The sequence below is a fragment of the Streptomyces sp. NPDC005195 genome (assembly GCF_040608315.1).
Classification (GTDB): Bacteria; Actinomycetota; Actinomycetes; order Streptomycetales; family Streptomycetaceae; genus Streptomyces; species Streptomyces kaempferi.
On the sequence record NZ_JBEXHZ010000040.1, the window covers coordinates 26,050 to 45,271 of the forward strand.

21 protein-coding genes and 2 pseudogenes are annotated in these 19,222 nt (G+C 70.7%); 21 read left to right on the top strand and 2 right to left on the bottom strand.

The features are described 5' to 3' along the window. The first annotated feature begins 65 nt into the window (after positions 1-65). On the top strand, positions 66-1,346 hold the full coding sequence (locus ABZV34_RS28750; RefSeq protein WP_356282703.1) for an IS701 family transposase: 1,281 nt from the start codon (positions 66-68) through the stop codon (positions 1,344-1,346). A 234-nt stretch (positions 1,347-1,580) separates the two neighbouring features. Here the strand turns inward: ABZV34_RS28750 and ABZV34_RS28755 are convergent, their stop codons facing one another. After that, positions 1,581-2,564, bottom strand: coding sequence for a restriction endonuclease (locus ABZV34_RS28755; protein ID WP_356282706.1), 984 nt, complete (start codon positions 2,562-2,564; stop codon positions 1,581-1,583). Positions 2,565-2,879: 315 nt separating this feature from the next. On the opposite strand from ABZV34_RS28755, the gene ABZV34_RS28760 reads away from it, so the two are divergent. From ABZV34_RS28760 to ABZV34_RS28850, 19 genes and pseudogenes are all read left to right on the top strand, one after another. Then, positions 2,880-3,200 carry a hypothetical protein gene (locus tag ABZV34_RS28760; protein WP_356282709.1) on the top strand — a complete coding sequence of 107 codons (321 nt, stop codon included), beginning with the start codon at positions 2,880-2,882 and terminating at the stop codon, positions 3,198-3,200. Between the two features lie 118 nt (positions 3,201-3,318). Next, positions 3,319-4,584, top strand: a complete 1,266-nt coding sequence (locus tag ABZV34_RS28765) for a hypothetical protein (protein ID WP_356282712.1) — start codon at positions 3,319-3,321, stop codon at positions 4,582-4,584. A gap of 531 nt (positions 4,585-5,115) precedes the next feature. Then, a complete protein-coding gene (locus ABZV34_RS28770) occupies positions 5,116-5,430 on the top strand; it encodes a hypothetical protein (RefSeq protein WP_356282715.1) in 315 nt (104 codons plus the stop codon). A 105-nt stretch (positions 5,431-5,535) separates the two neighbouring features. Beyond that, positions 5,536-7,323, top strand: coding sequence for a TraM recognition domain-containing protein (locus ABZV34_RS28775; RefSeq protein WP_356282718.1), 1,788 nt, complete (start codon positions 5,536-5,538; stop codon positions 7,321-7,323). A gap of 242 nt (positions 7,324-7,565) precedes the next feature. Beyond that, positions 7,566-7,811 (top strand): hypothetical protein, encoded by a 246-nt coding sequence (locus ABZV34_RS28780; RefSeq protein WP_356282721.1) that lies wholly within the window; start codon positions 7,566-7,568, stop codon positions 7,809-7,811. Next, complete coding sequence (locus ABZV34_RS28785) at positions 7,808-8,980, top strand: DnaB-like helicase N-terminal domain-containing protein (protein WP_356282724.1); 1,173 nt, start codon at positions 7,808-7,810, stop codon at positions 8,978-8,980. The genes ABZV34_RS28780 and ABZV34_RS28785 overlap by 4 nt, the downstream gene beginning before the upstream one ends. Positions 8,981-9,036: 56 nt before the next feature. Beyond that, positions 9,037-9,621 carry a hypothetical protein gene (locus ABZV34_RS28790; protein WP_356282727.1) on the top strand — a complete coding sequence of 195 codons (585 nt, stop codon included), beginning with the start codon at positions 9,037-9,039 and terminating at the stop codon, positions 9,619-9,621. A gap of 1 nt (position 9,622) precedes the next feature. Then, positions 9,623-9,805, top strand: a pseudogene (locus ABZV34_RS28795) (DNA methyltransferase); the annotation flags it as partial. 121 nt (positions 9,806-9,926) lie between these two features. Next, positions 9,927-10,199, top strand: a pseudogene (locus ABZV34_RS28800) (DNA cytosine methyltransferase); the annotation flags it as partial. Positions 10,200-10,658: 459 nt separating this feature from the next. After that, the gene (locus ABZV34_RS28805) at positions 10,659-10,820 is read left to right on the top strand and encodes a hypothetical protein (protein ID WP_356282730.1); all 162 of its coding nucleotides are present in this window, start codon (positions 10,659-10,661) and stop codon (positions 10,818-10,820) included. A 153-nt stretch (positions 10,821-10,973) separates the two neighbouring features. Continuing rightward, positions 10,974-11,570 carry a DUF4913 domain-containing protein gene (locus tag ABZV34_RS28810; protein WP_356282732.1) on the top strand — a complete coding sequence of 199 codons (597 nt, stop codon included), beginning with the start codon at positions 10,974-10,976 and terminating at the stop codon, positions 11,568-11,570. Further along, positions 11,567-12,334 (top strand): glycosyl hydrolase, encoded by a 768-nt coding sequence (locus tag ABZV34_RS28815; RefSeq protein ID WP_356282734.1) that lies wholly within the window; start codon positions 11,567-11,569, stop codon positions 12,332-12,334. The genes ABZV34_RS28810 and ABZV34_RS28815 overlap by 4 nt, the downstream gene beginning before the upstream one ends. Beyond that, on the top strand, positions 12,331-12,819 hold the full coding sequence (locus ABZV34_RS28820) for a hypothetical protein (RefSeq protein ID WP_356282736.1): 489 nt from the start codon (positions 12,331-12,333) through the stop codon (positions 12,817-12,819). The genes ABZV34_RS28815 and ABZV34_RS28820 overlap by 4 nt, the downstream gene beginning before the upstream one ends. Next, on the top strand, positions 12,816-13,484 hold the full coding sequence (locus ABZV34_RS28825) for a hypothetical protein (RefSeq protein WP_356282739.1): 669 nt from the start codon (positions 12,816-12,818) through the stop codon (positions 13,482-13,484). Before ABZV34_RS28820 ends, ABZV34_RS28825 begins: the two co-directional genes overlap by 4 nt. Beyond that, positions 13,481-14,311 carry a large ATP-binding protein gene (locus ABZV34_RS28830; RefSeq protein ID WP_356282742.1) on the top strand — a complete coding sequence of 277 codons (831 nt, stop codon included), beginning with the start codon at positions 13,481-13,483 and terminating at the stop codon, positions 14,309-14,311. The genes ABZV34_RS28825 and ABZV34_RS28830 overlap by 4 nt, the downstream gene beginning before the upstream one ends. Positions 14,312-14,333: 22 nt before the next feature. Continuing rightward, positions 14,334-15,419: a winged helix-turn-helix transcriptional regulator gene (locus ABZV34_RS28835; protein ID WP_356282744.1), complete on the top strand. Its 1,086-nt coding sequence runs from the start codon at positions 14,334-14,336 to the stop codon at positions 15,417-15,419. Between the two features lie 453 nt (positions 15,420-15,872). Further along, entirely contained in the window at positions 15,873-17,036 is a 1,164-nt protein-coding gene (locus ABZV34_RS28840) for a DUF317 domain-containing protein (RefSeq protein WP_356282746.1), read from the top strand. Between the two features lie 17 nt (positions 17,037-17,053). Then, positions 17,054-17,602, top strand: a complete 549-nt coding sequence (locus ABZV34_RS28845) for a DUF317 domain-containing protein (protein ID WP_356282749.1) — start codon at positions 17,054-17,056, stop codon at positions 17,600-17,602. A 34-nt stretch (positions 17,603-17,636) separates the two neighbouring features. Beyond that, positions 17,637-18,125, top strand: coding sequence for a hypothetical protein (locus tag ABZV34_RS28850; protein ID WP_356282752.1), 489 nt, complete (start codon positions 17,637-17,639; stop codon positions 18,123-18,125). Between the two features lie 4 nt (positions 18,126-18,129). Here ABZV34_RS28850 and ABZV34_RS28855 read toward each other — a convergent pair whose 3' ends face one another. After that, complete coding sequence (locus ABZV34_RS28855; protein ID WP_356282755.1) at positions 18,130-18,396, bottom strand: hypothetical protein; 267 nt, start codon at positions 18,394-18,396, stop codon at positions 18,130-18,132. Positions 18,397-18,610: 214 nt separating this feature from the next. On the opposite strand from ABZV34_RS28855, the gene ABZV34_RS28860 reads away from it, so the two are divergent. After that, positions 18,611-18,952 (top strand): DUF317 domain-containing protein, encoded by a 342-nt coding sequence (locus tag ABZV34_RS28860; RefSeq protein ID WP_356282758.1) that lies wholly within the window; start codon positions 18,611-18,613, stop codon positions 18,950-18,952. The last annotated feature ends 270 nt before the right edge of the window (positions 18,953-19,222 follow it).

Consider the following 19,222-nt stretch of genomic DNA (forward strand, 5'->3'; position numbering starts at 1 on the left):
GCAGACGTAGTAGTAGGACTCCGTTAGGTCTTCCTGTTCGCGCTGATCAGGAGCATGTTGGATGCGTGGACTTACATGAAGTGAGGCGTGTCCGGGCGACGTTGGCGTTGTTCGTGGCCGATGTGTTCGCCTCGGTGCGGCGGAAGGACCAGCGGGCCAAGGGTGACTGCTATCTGCGGGGACTCATGCTGGACGGTCGCCGCAAGTCGATTCAGGCGATGGCTGAGCGGCTGCCGGATGGCAATGAGCAGAACCTGCAGCAGTTCGTGAACCAGTCGACCTGGGATCCGGTGCCCGTGCAGCGGCGGATCAACGAACGTCTGCTGCCGCTGGTCGATCCGGTGGCGTGGGTGATCGACGACGTGTCGATGCCCAAGGACGGGCGGATGTCGGTCGGTGTGGCTCCGCAGTACTGCGGAGCTCTGGGAAAGCGTGCGAACTGCCAGGTCGCCGTCAGTGTCCACGCTGCCAGTGACACCGCCTCGTGCCCGCTGCAGTGGAGATTGTTCCTGCCCCAGGACTGGGCCACGGACAGTCACCGCCGCACCAGGACCCTGATTCCGCCCGAGGTCACACACCGGGAGAAATGGCGGCTGGCCCTGGACATGCTCGACAGCCTCGCGGACTGGGGGATGACACCGCCGGTGGTGGTGGCCGACGCCGCCTACGGCACCAACGCCCATCTGCGGGCCGCACTGTCGAAGCGAGGGCTCGCCTATGTCCTTTCCATCCGATCGGACGTGAGCGTCTACCCATTCGACGCGGAACCCGAGGCCCCGGACCGCAAGGGAGATGTCGGCTGCTGGCCCCAGCCCCGCTATCGCCGCAAGGCCCTGTCGGTAGCAGCCCTTGCCACAAGCCTCGGACAGGAAGCATTCGTTCCTCTCACGTGGCGGCAAGGATCGAAAGCGGAACTACGATCCTGCTTCGCGGCCGTGCGGGTGCGTCCGGCCGGCAAAGCCGTCGAACGCCCGATCAAAGCAGCGGCCTCGGCTGAACAGGGCTGGTGGGACGGCATCCTGCCCGACTGCTGGCTCCTTGCCGAATGGCCCGCCGGTGCCGAAGCGCCGAGCGAGTACTGGCTGTCCAACCTCCCGCCCGACACCCCGATCGCCGACCTGGTCCGCCTGGCCAAGGTCCGCTGGCGCATCGAGCACGACTACCGCGAACTCAAGCACGGCCTCGGCCTGGACCACTTCGAAGGCCGTTCCTGGCCCGGCTGGCATCACCACGTCACCCTCGCGACCGCCGCCCACGCCTTCCTCACCGAACAACGCCTGGCCCCAAAAGCACCGCAACCAGGCCCACCCTCTACCAGATCCTCGACGCCCTCCAGAACACTCTGAGGTGCTGGACCGGAATCTGTACCAGTTGCCAGCAACCCCTCCCCACCAGAGCCCACACGAGGACAAGACCAAGAACGACCTAACGGAGTCCTAGTAGGGCCTGGGTCAGTAATGGACAAGCAGCCTGGCGGCTGGATTGGCGCTGCAGGGTACCACCAAACCCGCGGTCCGGAGCGCCAGTGGATAGGGCAGCTGGCTGAATCGCCGCGCCTCGCGAGGTGCGAGCCTGTTCCGTCAGGTACGCATCCGCAGTTTGAGGGCAGCTTCGCGGGCCTCCTCGTCGGCCATGGCTATGAGCCGTTTCCGTGTGCCGTGGGCCTGGAAGTCCGCCTGCGACTTGGCCAGGAGAGAGCCCGCCCGCTCTGCCCCCTTGCGTGCCGCTTTCAGTGCCTTGATGAGGTCCCTGGTATGCCGGTTGGACGGCAGCCCATCGAGCTCATTTGTGTGCGCGCGGACGCGGGTGATCAGTCGAAGCACAGTCTGCCGCTGGGCTTCCAGCTCGGCGGCGCGCCTGCTCGCGCGTGAGTTAGGCACCTGGCGGCGCCTCGAAGCTGCAGCCGGGGCCCAGCGAGAAGACAGGTGAGCGGCTGCTGTGTTCAACGGAGTGATGTGGCCGAGTTCCAAGATGGAGAAGAGCGCGACCCTTCTCTCGTCGGCAAATTGCTGAGCGCTTTTCGTATAGCCGCCGGACGCGTAGAACAGCAGGTGCTGATGGGAGTCCGCCACTCCCCGCAGTTCTCGGACGAAGCCGACACCGATCGGCTGACTGTAGTGCTTCACCTGGGCTATGGCGTCGCGGGCGATCACGTCGATGCCCCCGTCCGCACCAGCACCTGTCACCCGCGCATCAGTGAAGCCAAGACTGATCATGTGGTCGACGGCGGCAAGCTCGGCGTCCTGCCATGTCCGGATGGTTCTTTCGGGGAACATCCTCTCCTGTGAGCCAGCGCTTTCTTCCGTATGCGGAGGTATGAATGCCTGGCTGGCCACCGCCCCTTGTGCTCCGGGTGTCCCAGAGGCGTCGCGGTCCTCCTGCGCGACATGCAGAGGAGTAGCTGGGGCGTTGACATCGCCTTGCTGGCCAGCGTTGACCAAAGCACGGGCCACAGCCACGGATAGAAGCTTGAGCTCTATCACCCCTTCGGGGCCGGCCAGCACGACTGCTCCATGAACCGGGAATGACTCCTTCAGGACGGTAAGGGGGCGGCGAAGTTCCATGTACGTCACCTTGAAGGTGCCCCGCCATAGGAGGAGACGCTGACCGGTTATTGCGCCCTGAAACCGGAGAGCGGAGAACAGAAGGCCGACCTGTTCATCGGGCGCCAACTGCATCAACAATTGGTCAGCCTGTGGTGAGCTGGCCACCCAGCCGCTGCCGCGGACAGCAGCGGACGTGCGCGGATCGTGGCGGAGACTTGACACCACGCCATCTTGCATCAACTCTCGGCGCGGGACATAGGTCCCGACTCGGGTTATCCGATTGCTTGTTACTGTCCCACGCCCCTGGCGTCGCTGTTCGACGAGCCCCTGGCTTTGCGGAAACCGCGAACCGGCCACACCGCGTGCCAACGGCTCACCTGGCACTGCACGATCCCCAACACCACCGATGTGGAACTCGACGACGACTGGCTCGAGTTGACGCGCGAGGTCCTCGATGCCACCGGCATCGAGCCGGACGACGCCCCGGACGCCTGCCGGTGGGCCGCCCTGCGCAACCAGGCCAACGGACTCGACATCGTCGCCACCGTCATCCGCCAGGACGGCCGCTGGGCCTGGCTGCACAACGACGCGTACTTCGCACGCTCCGCCTGCGCGGACTTCGCCTCCGACCACGGCCTCGACGAGCCGCGGTGACCGCAGGCGCCTATCACCCATCTCCGGCCGGGCCAAATCGCGGATTCTGCGGATCCTCTCTCCCTGACGGCCCGGCCACCCGGGCTCCCGTTCCCCACTCCCCGTCGAGGTAGACGCCGTGATCGCCCACCTGCAGCGCGCCAGCCACACCGCCGGTCTGCTCACGTATCTGTACGGGCCGGGCGAGCGCGGCAACCACACCAACCCCCGCCTGATCGCCGGGGACGGCCACGGCGCCCCGATCGAGATGCTCGCCCAGCCCGACTCGCTGCCGTACCTCGCCCACGCCCTCGACGCACCCGTCGAGCGCCTCGGGGCCCGAGCGCCCGAGCGGCCGGTGTGGGTCTGCTCGGTCCGCTCCGACCCCCGGCACCCCGACCTGACCGACTCGCAATGGGCCGAGGTTGCCCGCCGGGTGGTGGCGGCCACCGGCATCGCCCCGGACGGCGACCCGGACGCCTGCCGGTGGATCGCCCTGCGCAACCAGGCACGGCAAGTGCACATCGTGGCCACCCTCGCCCGCGAGGACGGCAGCCTCCACAACGCCTACCGCGACGCCTTCCGCCTGCAAACCGAGTGCCACCGCATCGCCACCGAACTCGGCCACCTGCCCACAGCCCCAAGCCCGACACCCCACGCCCAGGAGACCCACGTGCCTGCCCCCTACATCACCATCACCACCGAGCCCAGCGGCAGCATCTCGGCGAAGGGCGCCAGCGACAACCTTTCCGCCACGCTCCTCAAGCACGCCGGCTTCCAGCAGATCGAGGACTGGTACGGCCGACGCCACCGCCTGCCGACCACCACCCCGCAGGCCGACCGCGCCGCCATCGCCACCCACGCAGCCGAGATGCTCCGCGCCGCCCGGTACAGCGTCGACCTCGACACCAGCCGGTTGACCACCCCGGCCAACCCTCTTGGGCTCTACACCGCCGGAGCCGAGGTCCTGCGGCTCACCGACCAGATCAGGGCCGCCGAGAACGGCGCCGACCTTGCGCAGGCGGTCGATCATCTCCTTCATCCCGAGCACGGCGTCCTGGAACGCGTCCGGGAAGCGCTGGAGACGGCGGGCGAGCAGATCACCGACCTCGACGACGAGGCGTACGCACTCGCCGACCGGTTCGGCTTCGCTGCGGAGTTCGTCAGCGCAGCACAATCAGAACTCGTCGGAGCGGGACGCGAATTGCACCGTGTCGGCGACTCGCAGCAGGACCACGCCGAGGCGCAGACGCGGTCCCCCGCGCTGCCTGACTCCCGAAGCGCGGCTCTCGCCACGTCGCCCGCAGCGGACAAGGCCAAGGCGTCCTCAACACTCGGCGCCGCCGCACCGGAAGTCGGCACAGCCGTACGTCCGCCGCAGGTCCCCGGTCCTCGGACCCGGTGATCCCGATGCTCTCCTCCCGTACTCCCTCCGTCGGGCTGGCGCGCACCTACCTCATGCGGGCCACCGACGCTCTGGCCAGCGTGTCCGCCATCAGACCGGCCAGGTGCCGAGGGGCCTATCCATCCGGGTGGGGAGCGCGCACTGCGCGTGCTTCTCCCCTGCCCGGCACAGTCCAGCACGACGACCGAGGAGGAACAGTGCCCGAGTTCTACCCGAGCATCGGCGAGGCCATCGGCGCCGCGATGCAGCACAACATCCGGCTTGCCCACGGCGGCGAGGCGTCCGGCTCCGACACGCCTCTGCAGGTCCGATACCTGCCCCACCTGTCGGCCGACCCGTACTCCGTCCCAGGGATGATCACCCGGCTCACCGAGACAGCAACTCCCCATGAGGTCGCCGGAATCATCGAGGAGGTCAACGGAGCCCTGGTCGGGGCCCTCCCTCAGCTGACCGAACTCGTGGCTGCGGCAGCCGACTGGACCCGCCCGCCTGACCTTCGAGACGTGGACACGGCTGGCCGCCGCCACCCACATGCTGCGGGACGTCCAGGAGGAGCTGGAGGCTGCCGAGGACATGATCGCCGCGTGCCCTGCGGAACTCAGCGACCCCAAGTACCGCGACGAGGTGCCTTCCCTGCGCACCGGGGAACTGCTCAGCGACGTCCTCGGCAGCGAGGCGGCCGCGGACACCAAGCCGCCCTCCGCCCAGAACCCGGAAGCGGACCGGCAGCGAGCCGCCCGCGTCTCCTCCCCGCGCGCCGCCACCCAGCAGACCCCGCCGTCCGCCGGCGCGACGTCCGAACCGCCTGCCAGCGCCCCGCCACCCCGGCCGCCGCGCACCCTATGACCTCCGCCACTGGCCCCTTCCCGGAACAGGAACTGCCCCGATGACCAGCAGAAGAGCGCCGCGCGCCCCGCCCCGCCTTGTCCGCTCTCCCTCCTTGGAACCGCCATGCCCGCCCCGCGTACCAGCGCGCCCTCGACCACCACCGGGTCCGACGCGCTCCTCTACCTCCTGTTCGGCGTCCTCGGCGCCGCCCTCGCCTTCGGCTCCCTCGCCTGGCTGACCGGCAACCTCACCAACTCTCTCGTCGGCACCGGCCCCTGGGCGCCGCTCAAGGCCACCGACGCGCTGCTGCACCCCGACCTGCTGTGGCCGCACCTGAGCCCCACCGCCCTGCTGGTCGGCGCGCGGCTCGTCCCCGGCCTGCTCTCCGTCTTCCTCACCGTCACCGGCCTGGTCCTGTGGCTGCGGCTGCGCGGCGACGCGAAGAACGGCCTTGCCCGCAAGGCCGACCTCGCCCCGCTGCTGGACAAGGAGATCACCGCCAAGGCCAAGAGCCTGCGGCCGAGCCTGTCCGACCTCAAACAGAAAGAGGTCGCTCCCGCCGACCGCGGGATCCTCCTCGGCACGCTCTCCCCAGGCCGAGCCGAGGTCCGCGCCTCCTGGGAGGACGTGATCGTCGCGATCATGGCCCCGCGCTCCGGCAAGACCAGCGGGCTTGCGATCCCCGCGATCCTCGCCGCTCCCGGCCCCGTGCTGCTGACCTCGAACAAGGCGGCGAACGACGCCTTCACCGCGACGGTGGACGCCCGCGCCAAGGTCGGCACGATCTGGACGCTCGACCCGCAGCAGATCGCCCACCACCCGCGCGAGATGTGGTGGGACATCCTGGCCGACGCCCGCGACCTGGCCGGGGCGAAACGTTTGGCCGGGCACTTCGTCGCCGCCAGCGTCGACGAATCCAGCGGCGCCGACTTCTGGTCCACCGCCGCGAGCAACACGCTGGGTGCGCTGTTCCTGGCCGCCGCCAGCCATCGGCGCCCGATCACCGATGTCCTGGCCTGGCTCGCCTCCCCTGCTGACCGCACGCCGGTGGACCTGCTCACCGATGCCGGCCACGAGGCGGTCGCCGCACAACTCCAGGGCACCGTCAGTGGCGCCACGGAAACGCGGGACGGCATCTACGAGACCGCGCGGCAGTACGCGAGCTGCCTGCTCGACCCGGACGTCGCCGCCTGGGTCACCCCCAGCAAGCACCTTCCCGAGTTCAAGCCCTCCGCGTTCGCCACCTCCCGCGACACGTTGTACCTGCTCAGCAAGGACGGCGGCGGCTCAGCATCGGCGATCATCGCCGCGGCGGCCGATGCTGTGATGCGCGCGGCCGTGGTCGTCGCCGAGCGCTCCGGCGGGCGGCTCGACCCGCCTGCCCTGTGCGTCCTCGACGAGGCCGCCAACGTGTGCAAGATCTCCGATCTCCCGGACCTGTACAGCCACTTGGGCTCACGGGGCGTGATCCCGATGACGATCCTGCAGTCCTACCGGCAGGGCCAGCGGTGCTGGGGCGAGGCAGGCATGGACGCACTCTGGTCCGCCGCCACGATCAAGATCATCGGAAGTGGCATTGACGACGCCGACTTCGCCGACCGTCTGAGCAGGCAGGTTGGTGACCACGACGTGCAGACCACGTCTGTGTCGGCCAGCGACGGCGGCAAGTCCACCTCGGTGAGCATGCGCACCCAGCGGATCCTGCCCCCGGACGCGATCCGCGCGCTCCCGAAGGGCAAGGCGCTGCTGCTCGCCACTGGTATCCGGGTGGCGATGCTCGACCTGCAGCCCTGGTACAAGGAGCCCGCCGCCAAGGTGGTCGGTCCGGCCTCGGCCCGCGCGACGAAGGCCATCACGGAGCGGGCCATCGCCAAGTCCGTGGGTCGCGACGACTTCGGGCTGTCGGCATGAGCGCCCCGCCGCGTATCGGCACCGCAGCCGCTGGCCTCTGGATCAAGCACCGATCGACCGGGTCACCGCCCACGAATGGTCCGGACACCAGGGCGACACCTTCGACGCGCTCGCGGACGCCGAACTGGAGAACGGCGAGCCGGACGGCTGCTCGCCCTGGTCCTGCCGCTCCGGCGCCCCCGCCCAGGCCGATGTCGACCTCACGGCCTGACCCTCCCCCCTACCTGTTCAGGAGTCCCCTCATGTCCTCGCGCACTCCATCCTCCCCTCTGGCGCGCGCCGAACGCCTCGCCCGGTCACCGGCCTTCCGGCGCGGCGGCCAGTGGTGGCTGGTCACCGGTTCCGGCTCGGTCCTCGCCACCGATCCGACGTTCACCGGCAAGCTGAATCGCTTCGCCGCCGCGATGGCCGCCGCCGACCAGGCCATCGCCAATATCCGCTCCCAGCAGGACGATCCGCCGACTCCCCACCCCGGGCGGCAGCGATGAACCCGTTGCTGAGTGCCGAGCGGGCGGTGCTCGGCTCGGTGCTGCTCGACCCCGACCAGCTCGCGCACCTCGACTGGCTCGCACCGGATCACTTCTACCGGCCGATCCACCAAGCGCTGTTCGCCGCCCTGCGCAAGCTCCGGACCGAGGGGCACCCAGCCCTGGCGACCAAGGAACCAGTGCCGCTGTCCTGGGTGACCGGCGCGGTCGACGAGGCCAGCCACCACGTCCGGGGACTGACCGCTGTATACGCCCACACCCTGATCTCGGCCTGCCCGCGCCCCGAGCACGCCCCGGTGTACGGCCGGATGGTGCTGGAGGGAGCGATCCACCGCACCGTGACCGAGCACGCGATCCGCCTCCACCAGGCAGCCCGTGCCGACGCCCTCCAGGGCGAGGTGGAGGGAGCGCTCCACTATGCGGACGTCCTGGCCGGGGTACTCGGCGACCTCGCACGCCGCTGGGGGTCCGAACCGCGCCCAGTCGCCCCGGCCACGCCGCCCCCCACAGCACCCGTCGCTCCGCCGCCGGTACGGGCGGACCAGGTCGCCGAGGACGAGCAGTTCCTGCTGGCGGTCCTGGTCGAGCGGCCGAAGGCGATGGACGAGGTCGTCGGCTGGCTGCGCCCGGGCGACTTCGCCGACCCCGCCCACGGCCAGCTCTACCGCTGCCTCGGGGCACTGCACCACCGCGGCGAGCCCATCGACCAGCTCACCCTCCTGTGGGAAGCCCAGCGGCGCGGCCTGCTGGCCGACGGCATGCTGACCATCGAACAGCTCACCGCCATCTGCGACGGCGTCGGCCCCGGCAGCGCCGAGTGGCTCGGCGAGCAGATCATGCGCTCCTCCGTCGCCCGCACGGCAGCCACCTCCGCCCGCGCCATCCGCGCCCTGGCTGAGAACGAGACCCTGGCCCCCGGGAGGCTCATCAACCACGCCCTGCACGCGCTCGGGCCGCTCGACGACGTGCGCGCCCGCTGGCAGACCGCGAACGGCCACCCCGCTCCAGCACCGCCGCCCCCCGCGCCGCTGACCGAGGGGCCCCCGACGGCGCAGGTCCACGCCGCCCTCGCCCGCAGCACACCGCGACCGGCCGCACGGCCCTCGGAACGCCCAGGCCCTGCCTCCACGCCATCAGCCGCGCGACCGCCCTCGCGCACCCACGGCTGAACCGTCCTCACCCACCACCCCAGCCCATCCGACTGTCCCTACCTCTGGAACGCACCGTGGACAACACCCCCATCTCCGACGCCCTGGCCCTGCGTGCCACGGCCTCCGCCTTCGATGCCCAGCGCGGCAAACTGCCGGTGCCGGGAGACCCCCACCGCTCACCCGATGCCGTCGCCGTCGCACGCCAGATCTCCGAACTCGGCAAGCTGATCACCGACCTGGGAGACGAGGTCCTCTTCCGTGCCGCCGGCCAGGACCAGGCGCCCCACACCGCTCGGGTGATCACCAACTTCGCCGCCGCCGTCGAGCCCGCGGGCGAAGCGGCTTCCGCCCTGGGAGGGGTGGCCCACCAGCTCGCCTTCCTGAACCAGACCGAGAGGCTGCGCGACCAGCCCGACGCCAGGGATGCCCGGGAGGCAGCCGAACGGGTGATGGAGAAAGCACTCGCCACCGCCGACTCGGCCCTGCACGACGCGGCCAACTCCCTGCACTCCGCATCATCAACGGTCCCTGCCCCGTCCGTGCGGCTCCAGGCCGCCCGCAGCCGGTCCACGACCGCCATGCCCGCTCCGGGGCCACCTCCTCCCAGCGTCACCACGGCGGTGGCGTCCTCCTCCGACCGATTCGCTCGGGGCCGGTGACATGGCGACCACCGCCGCGCGAGGGCCGTTGATCGGCTCGCTCTGCTCGGGGTACGGCGGTCTGGACCTCGGGGTCCAGACCGCCCTCGGCGGCATCCTGGCCTGGCACGCCGAGATCAACCCCGACGCCGCGCGCATCCTGGCCCGACACTGGCCCGGCGTGCCCAATCTGCAGGAAATCACCGCCGTCAACTGGGCCGATGTGCCCCGGGTGTGCGTCCTGACGGCCGGTTTCCCTTGTCAAAGACGTCTCCGTTGCCGGCCGCCGGGCCGGACTCAACCCCCACACCCGCTCGGGGCTGTGGCTGCACGTCGCCCGAGCGGTCGAAGCCCTCCGCCCCTGCTTGGTGGTGATCGAGAATGTCCGAGGTCTCCTCACCTCGCCCGCCGGTTCCCCTGGCGACGTGGAATTCTGCCCGTGGTGTCTGGGAGACGACCCAACCCAGCCTCCTGTGCGGGCACTTGGTGCCGTACTCGGCTCCCTGGCCGATCTCCGGTACGACGCAAGGTGGCTCGTGCTTCGCGCCTCCGACGTCGGAGCCCCCCATCGTCGCGAGCGCACCTTCCTCACCGCCTGGCCCGCCGAGCACCCTGTTCAAGACACCGACGAGCAACATCGGCAAGAACGGCGGCTCCCAGCACCCGGACAAGCGAAAGAGCGGCGGCCACGGCCCGAACCTGGCCGACGAGGTGGAGTGGCTGCTGCCCACGCCGAAGGCGTCGGACGGAATCAAGGGCTCGCCGAACCAGCGGCACGGCAACGGGGACATGACGCTGCCGAGCGCGGCAGCATCGCTGCTGCCCACCCCGAGGGCGAGCGACACCGGCACCCCGGGCCGCCGTCCGGGCAAGGGCTGGCGCCCACCCCTGTCGGCGGCAGTCCTGCCGCTGTGGGCGGAGGCGGCCCCGGAAGCGGAGGAACCGACGGGCGATGGGGAGCGTACGCCTCCGCCATCGCCCGATGGGAGAACCTCACCCGCCCAGCGCCGCCGCCCACCGACGCTGCCGGACGACTCCGGGCCGACTTCGTGGAGTGGATGCAAGGCCTGGCCCCCGGCTGGGTGACCGTCACTCCGGGACTCGGCCGACCGGCTCAGCTCACCGCGCTCGGCAACGGCGTGGTCCCCCAACAGGCCGCCCGCGCCGTGCAGTTGCTGGCACCGCCCCTCCCGCGCTGCCCCCGCTGCACCGCGCCGTAGCGCCCCACTATCCGGTTTCCCCGGCCGCACCAAATCGCGGAATCTCCGCATCCTCTTGCTCATGCCGACCTGCGAACGGAGCACCGCCGTGACCTCCAGAAGAGCGAGCCGTACTTCGCCCCCGCCCTGCTCGCTCACTCCCTTGGATCCGCTATGTCCGACCCCAGCAAGGCCACCCCCGAGCCCGAGCCGTTCCGCGTTCCCGACGGCGATCTCGACGATCTCGCCAGCACCCTCGCCAAGACCATGGCGGAGGTACGCCAGCACGGTGTCATCCTCGACCGCCTCGGCTCCGAGCCCGTCTCCGCCCCTCAGCCCACCGACGACACCGCCACCGCAGACACGGCCGACGCCGACAAGGCCGATGCCCCGGCCTCGGTGTTCATCCTCGCCTTGGGCGGCGAGGCGTACGCCGTCGAGCTGGCCGCGCTCAGCGACTGGGTGAACTACCTGTTCCTGCCCGTCTACGGACGGGAGATCAGCACTACCCGGCCATGGTGCGCCCAGTGGCACGAGCACCCCGAGGCCATTGCCCGGCTGCACGCGCTCTGGCTCGCGTGGCAGCAGCTCACCGACGCCGAGGCCGGCCTGTCCGGTCCCTCGACGTGGCATCGCGACCACCTTGACCAGGCTCTGGTTCATCTCCGTGCTCCCGACGGCCCCTTCGCCGCGTGCACGACGAGCCCGACCCGGCGCAACCACCGTGTGCTGGCCACCCCGGCGCCCGAGCTGACGGGAGCCACCCGGTGACCGCCGAACTCGACTTCCGCCTTGACGATTTCGAGCCTGCCGACGCCGCCTCCGAACTCGCCGAGAGCAGTCTCTGGGCCGGAGACCTGACCGTGCGGGCCGAGCACCACACCACCCCGGAGGGGTCGCACAGCTACCTCGTCGCCCACGACGGGTCGATGACCTGGGGCGTCCCCGGTGAACCACAGCTCGTTGCCATCAAGATCACCCGGGACCTACGCCAGCGCACGTTCACCTTCGAGACCGCGAACCACGCCACTCTGGCCTTCGCCCAGAACTGGCTGATCGAGCATGGCTGCCCGCCCGAGCGGATCGCCCAGGCCGGCAGGAGCTCCATGAGGCCTGCCGACGATCTCACCCTCTGGGTCGAGCAGCAGATCCAGGAGTCAGGCTCTCGCTACAAGGTTCTCGACAGCTGGACCTCGGACTTCGCCCCGTGCGAGACGTGGACGTTGACCCGTGACTCCAGCGCCGGTCAGGCACCGATTCGTGTCTTTCTCGAAGAGGGGAACCACGACGCCCACACGTACACGATGCGCGAGGGCGCCTTCGCCGATGAGGCCGCAGCCCGGCACTGGTTGGAAGACCGCAGCAGTCCGCTGCCGCAGCCGCCGGATTACCGCGGTGAGGCCGCCGCCCGGCTGACCCGCGCCGCCCTCACTCGGTCAGTGGGTGCCTCCGCACTCCCGAAAGCCGGCCTTGACACGGGCAACGCGCCGTCGGCAGGAACGGCCCGGCGCCCGAGCCCTGGGAGGCCGATGTGAGCCACGCCCGCTTCGCCTTCGCCGCCCACCCGGACGCCATCGCGGACCTGCGCGAACTCCCCGCTGAAATCCGCGACCTGGCGCTGCTGGAACTGCAGAACCTGGTCCACGGCAGCGACGACTGCCTGCCGCTGACCGGCCGCCTCGCGCGCTTCCACAAGGTCTACGTCGACCCGGCCGTCTCCTACCGGATGGTCATCCAGTTCCGCCCGGCCCCGCCCACCTCGACCCACAAGCGCGAGATCTACCTCGTCGCCGCCGGTGCCCGGGAGGACTACGCGGTCTACCGCACGGCCCAGCTCCGCGCCAACCGCACCGGTCTCAACCGGCCCGCCGACACCGACGCGGCAGCCGAGGCCCGAGTCCAGGCGGCCCGATCCCGATCCCCCCACGCGTTCGACGCGACCGCGTCCGTCCCGGCCACCGCACCGGCGGCAACCGGCCCCACCGCGCCCGCCGCCTCCCGAAAGGCCCCCAGGCGATGACCGCCGACCGTACGCCCCTGGCCCGCACCGAACTGGCCGGGCTGCTCACCGACGCCGCGCAGAAGGTCTCAGGGGTCCTGACGGCCGAGTACCCCACCTCCGCCAGCCGCTCCTACCTGCATCCCGTCCTCGGCGCACTGTCCGCCGGCCCTCGGGCGGTCTGCGAGCTGAACGACCGGCTCGAAGGGTTCGTCATCGAGGAGCCGCTTCCCTCCACCCCCGCCGGTCTGTTCACCCTGGCCTCCTACGCTTCCGCACTCGGCTGGCTTACCGAGTCTCTCGCCGAACTGACCGCATCCGTGGACCAGATCTGCACGCGCGTCGGTATCCCCGCCGACCCGCCGGACCCTGCCTTCACCGCGCCCTCACCGGCGGAGCAGGACGACGAGTTCGACTTCGCGTTCAGCGCGCTGGAACTGGCCGCCATCCACACAGCCGCTGAGGCTGCCGGCCTCAGCCCCGGCGACTACGTCGAGGTGCTCTCGCAGTCCCTCCTCGCCGCCTCACGAATCACCGACGCCTGCATGGAGATCTCCAGCGGCCTGCTCGAAGACGCCGCGTACGTCCTCGGCGAGGCGACCGACCACGTCTGGATCGGCGAGGGCCCTGACAGCCTGCCCACCCTGGTGCGCTCCCTGCTCGCCCGGATGGAGGCAGCCGAATGAACCCCCATGACATGGCGAAGCGGCCCGGCGCGCACTTGGTCGCCGAGGAGTTCGGTGCCGAGGACCCCTGGGCGCTGAGCAACGACCATCCACCCCGCGACCCGCTTTACCTCGTCGGCAGGACGGTCGCCGAGGCCGCCCGCGATGTCGACGAGTTGCACGGCGAGCTGACCCGCGCCGCCCAGTCCGCGATCGAGCTTCTTGAGCCCGTCGGACGGGGCGACCACGCCAGCATGCGCGGCTGGCACGGCGTCCTGCGCACCCCGGGTCCGCAGATCGAACTGCTCGCCGCCCGCCGTGGCGCGGCTTACGAGCAACTGACGCGGGCCGTGTCCACGTACCACCGCCTTCTGCCCGAGTCCGACGCCGAGCCGGCCTCGAAAGCGCCCTTCCAGAGCCTGGGCCTGGCCCCGGAGCAAGCGCCGGGGCGGGACGACGAGTGGGCCATCGCGGATGGTCGCCAACTCGCGGCCCTTGAGGCAGTCGCGGCGGGCGGCCTGCGCTTCCACCAGAGCGCGGTCTACGGCCACACCTGGCTCTCCGACGGGGACGGCAACCGGCCGAAGGTGCTGGCCGAGACCGCCGAGCGGCTGCTCGCGGACGGGCTGCTGGAGAAGGACACCAGCACGTCGCTATATCGGCCGGGACAGCTCCTGTCGCTCACACCGCAGGGCGAGGAGGCGCTCCAGGTCTCCCGGACGACAACGCCGCGTGTATCCGCTGCCCTCAGCCGCAGCAGCCTTGCCTCAGCTCCTGGCAGTGCGGTCACCGACCCCACGCCCGCTTCCCCCGCCGGCACGACCACCAAGCCCTCCCGCTCCCGCTGAAACCCCCGGAAGGAAGACCCCCATGTCCACCGCGATCTACACCCGCCACCTGGTCGAGCACCGGTACGGCCGCCCTCTGGAGGACCTCCAGCTCGACGGCGCGCATGGCGGTTCGGGCGATCCCGTTCTGCCGATCGTGCTGCGGCGGCTCGGCGGCCTGGCCGAGACGAACGCCCGCGCCCGTGCCGCCCACCGCCACCTCGACGCGGCCTGGCAGCGCTGCCGCTCCGGCGAGCACGCCCTCGACGACCTCGTGCTGCGGTACGCGGCCGAAGTCGTGGACCTCGAACGCCAGGAGCAGTCGGAAGCCGAGGCGGTCTGGGACCTGCTGGACGTCCGCCTCCTGCTGGACCAGCCCGCCGGCCTTCACCTCGGCCAACCGGACCCGCGCCGGGCGATGAGGACCTCATGGCCATCGCCCGCCAAGTCGCCGCACGTCTGCCCCGACTCAACCGCGAAGCCCTGCGCCAAGGCCTGCGCGACCGAGGCATCCACGTCAGCAACCGCCGCCTCGGCACGGTGCTCCAGCGTCTACGCGCCGAGCGCGACCCTCACTGATCCGCGCCCCGCCGCCCGATTCACCCTTCGCCATAACGGAGTTACCACCATGTCCACCCTTGAACAGCCCGCACCCTCCCAGATCGGCTCCGTCGACGCGCAGCGCGTCGAGGACGCGCTTTCTCTGATAGCGCCGAAGTGGACCACCTGGTCGGCACAGACCCTGGCCCAGCAGGGCGGCCCCATGCGTGTGCGTGACGTCGCCGCCCGCCTCCCCTTCCTCAGCGAGCAGCTCGTCGGCAAGCGGCTGGCCCAGATGCACGCTGACGGACTGGTGACACGAGCCGGTGATCGCCGCGGTGCCCCGTACCAGCTCAGCGGGTTCGGCAACTCGCTGTCCTCGGTGCACCGGGCGCTGTCCGACTGGTCCCAGGCGAACCTGCCGCTCGGCAACGTGGCCGGTGCCGAGCGCGTCGAGGACGCCGTGCGCCGTCTGCACCTTCGCCACTCGACCGCCGTGATCCAGGTCCTCGGCGCGGGCGGGCCCATGCGGTTCGTCCACATCGCCGAGGAGGCCGGGCTGGACAACGGCTTCACCGGAAGCGGCTGAACCGGCTTCAGCTCGACGGCCTGGTCACTCGCACCGGACCGCGCCACGGCGACCCGTACGTCCTGACCGACGCCGGGCGAGCGCTGGGCCCCGTCTACGCAGCCGTCGAGCACTGGAGCGATCCCGTCGCCGCACCGCGTCCCGCCGCTGCCCCGGTCGCGGCGTCCACCCGCACCCACACCGGCATACCGCTGGGGTCGAACGGCATCCGTACCGCAGCGGCCCTGCGTCGGAGCACCGCCGCGCCGAGCTCCCTGTTCAGCCACGCTCCGCAGCCACGACCGCGGGTGCCGGCCGTCGTCACTTCCCGGTCCGCCCCCTCTCGTGGCAGGTGATCCGCATGGCGTCCAGCACCAGATCCGCGTCACCTCCGCCGTCGTGCCCGCGTGCAGCCGAGCAGTCCGCTCCCGGCCGCGTGCGGGCCCGTTCCCCGCCTCCTCCAGGAGCCGCTCCGTGATTACGACTTCTCCTCCGGGCGACCTCGCGCCCGACACCGATCTGCTGGTCCGACCCGTCTATCTCGCCGGGCGAGGCGACACCGCCACCGTCTACGACGCCCTGTGCGACGCCCGGGGTTGGGGCAAGGCGATCACCGCCACCGGCCTGATGTTCACCAGCCCGCGCCAGGACGCGCAGGTGGCCTACCTGCCCGAGAGCCGGTACGGCGGATGGAAGGCCATCCAGTACCGCGAGCCGCTCGGCACACCTCTCTGGTGGGCCAGCTTCAGCAGGAACACCCCGGCAGAGATCACCTCTGCTTTCACCACCGCGCTCGCCGAGTGCCTGCCCAGCAACCACCGCGACTTCCTGCACGGCGGCCCCCGCCACCGGCCCAGCAGCCCCGCCGGGGCGTTGGCCGACCGCGGGTGGCAGACCGACGACACCGCCATGTACCTCTACCAGCGCTCCCCGGACGGGCACGCCTATTTCAGTCTGCGCAAGGGCCACCTCGACGACTACATGGAGTTGGAGGGCGAAGGGCCGGCGCAGTGGACGATGTACGGCTGCGTGGACCAGGTCAACGGCGAACGCTGGCACGCCGACTTCGCCAGCGCCACCCCTCTCTACCTGGTGCGGAGGCCGCGCTCGCGCTCAGCAGCACCGAGCCCGTCGAGCGTTCACTGTCGGGTATCCCCGAGCGGAACCTGCCGTACGTCACCGTATCGCCCGTCGCCGCGGGCTCCGACCCGCGCCAGTCGGCCGCGCTCGCCCGCACACCCAAAACATCCCAGGCCGGAGCGACTCCGCCCAGTGCCTCGACCGCCGCCAGCCCGCCTTCGTCTGGCCCCTCGCATCGCCGCTGACCACGCCCTTGGAGAAGTTGTGTTGTACGACCTGAACGATGAGCGGTGGCGCGAATACCACGTCGCCCCGCGATACCTGGCCGGATCGACCTTTACCGGCGATCCCGCCCTCCGGCCCCTCCTGGACGCGGGCTGGAAACTGAATCATGACGGTATGGGCAACGTGTACGTCAACGCCCCGGACCAGACGGTCCGCCTGGGCTATCTGCCCGAAGGCGACGACGACGCGCTGTGGAAGGTCACGGCGTACTCCGACCCCTTCGCGATGCCCCGCTGGCTGGTCACGTTCCAGGAAAGCACCCCACCGAGATAGTCCAGGACTTCACCACCGTGCTCGCCGCTGCCTACACCGAGGGCCCCGACTCCTACCTCTACTACGGCAACAACGACTTGGCGGCACTCGACGTCGGCACGCCGCTGGCGGCAGCAGGTTGGAGCCACCGCTACGGCGCGGCCGACGTCTCCTTCGAGTCCCCGGACGGCCTGGCCGAGGTCCACCTGCGCCGCAACCGCCTCGACCACGCCGCCGAGATGACGGGCCATCAAGAGCGCTGGCTCATGTTGGCCGGACCGCCTGGAAACCAGTGGTACGCGACCGCCTCGTCCTTCACCCCAGAGGGCTTGGTGGCCGCGATGAACACCGCGCTCACTGATCCGGCACCGGTCATCCGCTACGGCGGCGACTTGCGCCGCCTGCCGCCGCAGGCAACAGCAACCCCGGTCAAGCCCCCGGTGCCGACACCTCTGGATGTCCGCCGTGCCCAGGTCGCCAACTCGCGTTCCACCGTGGCGTCTTCGCCCGCCGGCGCACGGCCGTTCATCCCGGCACCGCGCCCGCCGTCGGCTACGCAGGTCCCGCGCCCAGGGCACAGCCGCTGACCACCGTTCCCCTTCTCACCCTCCGGAGCCACCCGTGTCCGACGCCACTGCCCTCAACCAGGCCGACGCGATGATCGAGAAAGCCTGGGGCCGCTCCATCGACACGCTGGAAGCCCTCGCGGTCCGCCACCCCGTCGAGGAGCCGCTCCTGCGTTCGGCGATGCATATCCGATCGAGCCTCGTCGTCTCGAACAATGCGGTCGCCGTCCACCAAGACCGTCTGCACGCCCTCACCCGGTCCGGCCATGTGCCGGCCTTCTACGACCTGGAGCGGATCACCAACTCGGCGGTGGACCTGCGGGTCGCGCAGGCCGAGAGCCGCACGGCCCTACAGGCGATCAGCCGCGTTATCGAGGCCCGCGAAGCCGCCGTGACCGCGGACCGGGCACCGGGTCTCCGCCTGGCCCAGGCCGCTGTCGCCCGCTCCGCGCAGGCGCCGCGCGCCCTGGGCCAACCACCGGACCAGCCCGACCCGTCGGCCGCTGTCGGCCCCACTGTGGCCATGACCGGGCCCCGACGGTAACCGGTCAGCCCGCTTCTTCGTCGCGATGGGCTACGCCGAACCGGAAGCCCATCGCGCGGGCCAGCTCCGCCAACGTCAGCTCGACGCGCCGCCCGTCCGCGATCCGGCGCTCAACCACGGCTTCCCCGTCACGCTGCTTCCCGGCCTGGATACCCACCGCCCACTGGCCGTCGGCCACCATCGCGATGTCGCCCACCGTCCACGGCCGCCCGGCGCCGCGGATCTTCCGCTCCAGCCCGGCACCGTCCCAGTGTCTGCTCGAGTCCGCCACGCCTGTCCCTTCTGCTCTGTACGGCTCTGCGCCGCAACCGAGTTACGACAACCGGCCGCGCCGATCCATTCCCCGGCTCGCCGGCCTCTCCCTCGGCCGCCAGTTCGCCCACGGCAGACCTCACCTTCCCGGAAACGGCTACGTACTTCGGCACACAGCATGTCAACGTACGGACGTCGAGAAAACCGCAGGTCAACGAAGGGAACGTCCACTCGTGAACGCCTCCAGCACCCTCCTGCCCGCCGTCGTCCGCCCCGCCGTGGAGGATCGTGCCTGGCTCTCCAGCGACCACTGCGCGGGCCCAGTGCTCGAACTGCTCGGCGTACTCGGATGGGCGATCGTCGACACCTCGGAGGCCAACGTGCACTGCACCAGCCCGGACGGCCGCGTCTACGTCGGCTGGCTCCCCGAGGACACCACCGCCTGGAAGCGCGGCATCGTCTGGCAGGTCCGGGTCCTCCCCTCCGACGCCGAGCCCTGGATCCAGGAGTTCGGCCTCGATACCCCCTCCGAGGCCGTAGCCGGTTTCCTTGCCGCGCTCATCGCCGGCCGCTGAACCACCCGGAAGCCGGTCTTTCGCCACCGGCTCCGCCTCGAAGCCTGCTGACGCTCCATCACCACGCTGCTTCACCCGCCCGTCTCGCTTCCGGAGGTTCCCCGTGCCCCACTACCTGACCGTCGGCCACCTGCTCCGCCAACTTCAGAACCTGGACCCCGACCTGCCGATCCGCTTCGCCACCGGCTCCGCCTCGAAGCCTGCTGACGCTCCATCACCACGCTGCTTCACCCGCCCGTCTCGCTTCCGGAGGTTCCCCGTGCCCCACTA

What these genes read in the sequence shown, in the direction of transcription:
- ABZV34_RS28825 (WP_356282739.1), top strand. Translation starts at nt 12,816, where the DNA reads ATGACCGCCGACCGTACGCCCCTGGCCCGCACCGAACTGGCCGGGCTG.
- ABZV34_RS28770 (WP_356282715.1), top strand. Translation starts at nt 5,116, where the DNA reads ATGCTGCGGGACGTCCAGGAGGAGCTGGAGGCTGCCGAGGACATGATC.
- ABZV34_RS28830 (WP_356282742.1), top strand. Translation starts at nt 13,481, where the DNA reads ATGAACCCCCATGACATGGCGAAGCGGCCCGGCGCGCACTTGGTCGCC.
- ABZV34_RS28785 (WP_356282724.1), top strand. Translation starts at nt 7,808, where the DNA reads ATGAACCCGTTGCTGAGTGCCGAGCGGGCGGTGCTCGGCTCGGTGCTG.
- ABZV34_RS28775 (WP_356282718.1), top strand. Translation starts at nt 5,536, where the DNA reads ATGCCCGCCCCGCGTACCAGCGCGCCCTCGACCACCACCGGGTCCGAC.
- ABZV34_RS28805 (WP_356282730.1), top strand. Translation starts at nt 10,659, where the DNA reads ATGCAAGGCCTGGCCCCCGGCTGGGTGACCGTCACTCCGGGACTCGGC.
- ABZV34_RS28755 (WP_356282706.1), bottom strand. Translation starts at nt 2,564, where the DNA reads ATGGAACTTCGCCGCCCCCTTACCGTCCTGAAGGAGTCATTCCCGGTT.
- ABZV34_RS28780 (WP_356282721.1), top strand. Translation starts at nt 7,566, where the DNA reads ATGTCCTCGCGCACTCCATCCTCCCCTCTGGCGCGCGCCGAACGCCTC.
- ABZV34_RS28835 (WP_356282744.1), top strand. Translation starts at nt 14,334, where the DNA reads ATGTCCACCGCGATCTACACCCGCCACCTGGTCGAGCACCGGTACGGC.
- ABZV34_RS28810 (WP_356282732.1), top strand. Translation starts at nt 10,974, where the DNA reads ATGTCCGACCCCAGCAAGGCCACCCCCGAGCCCGAGCCGTTCCGCGTT.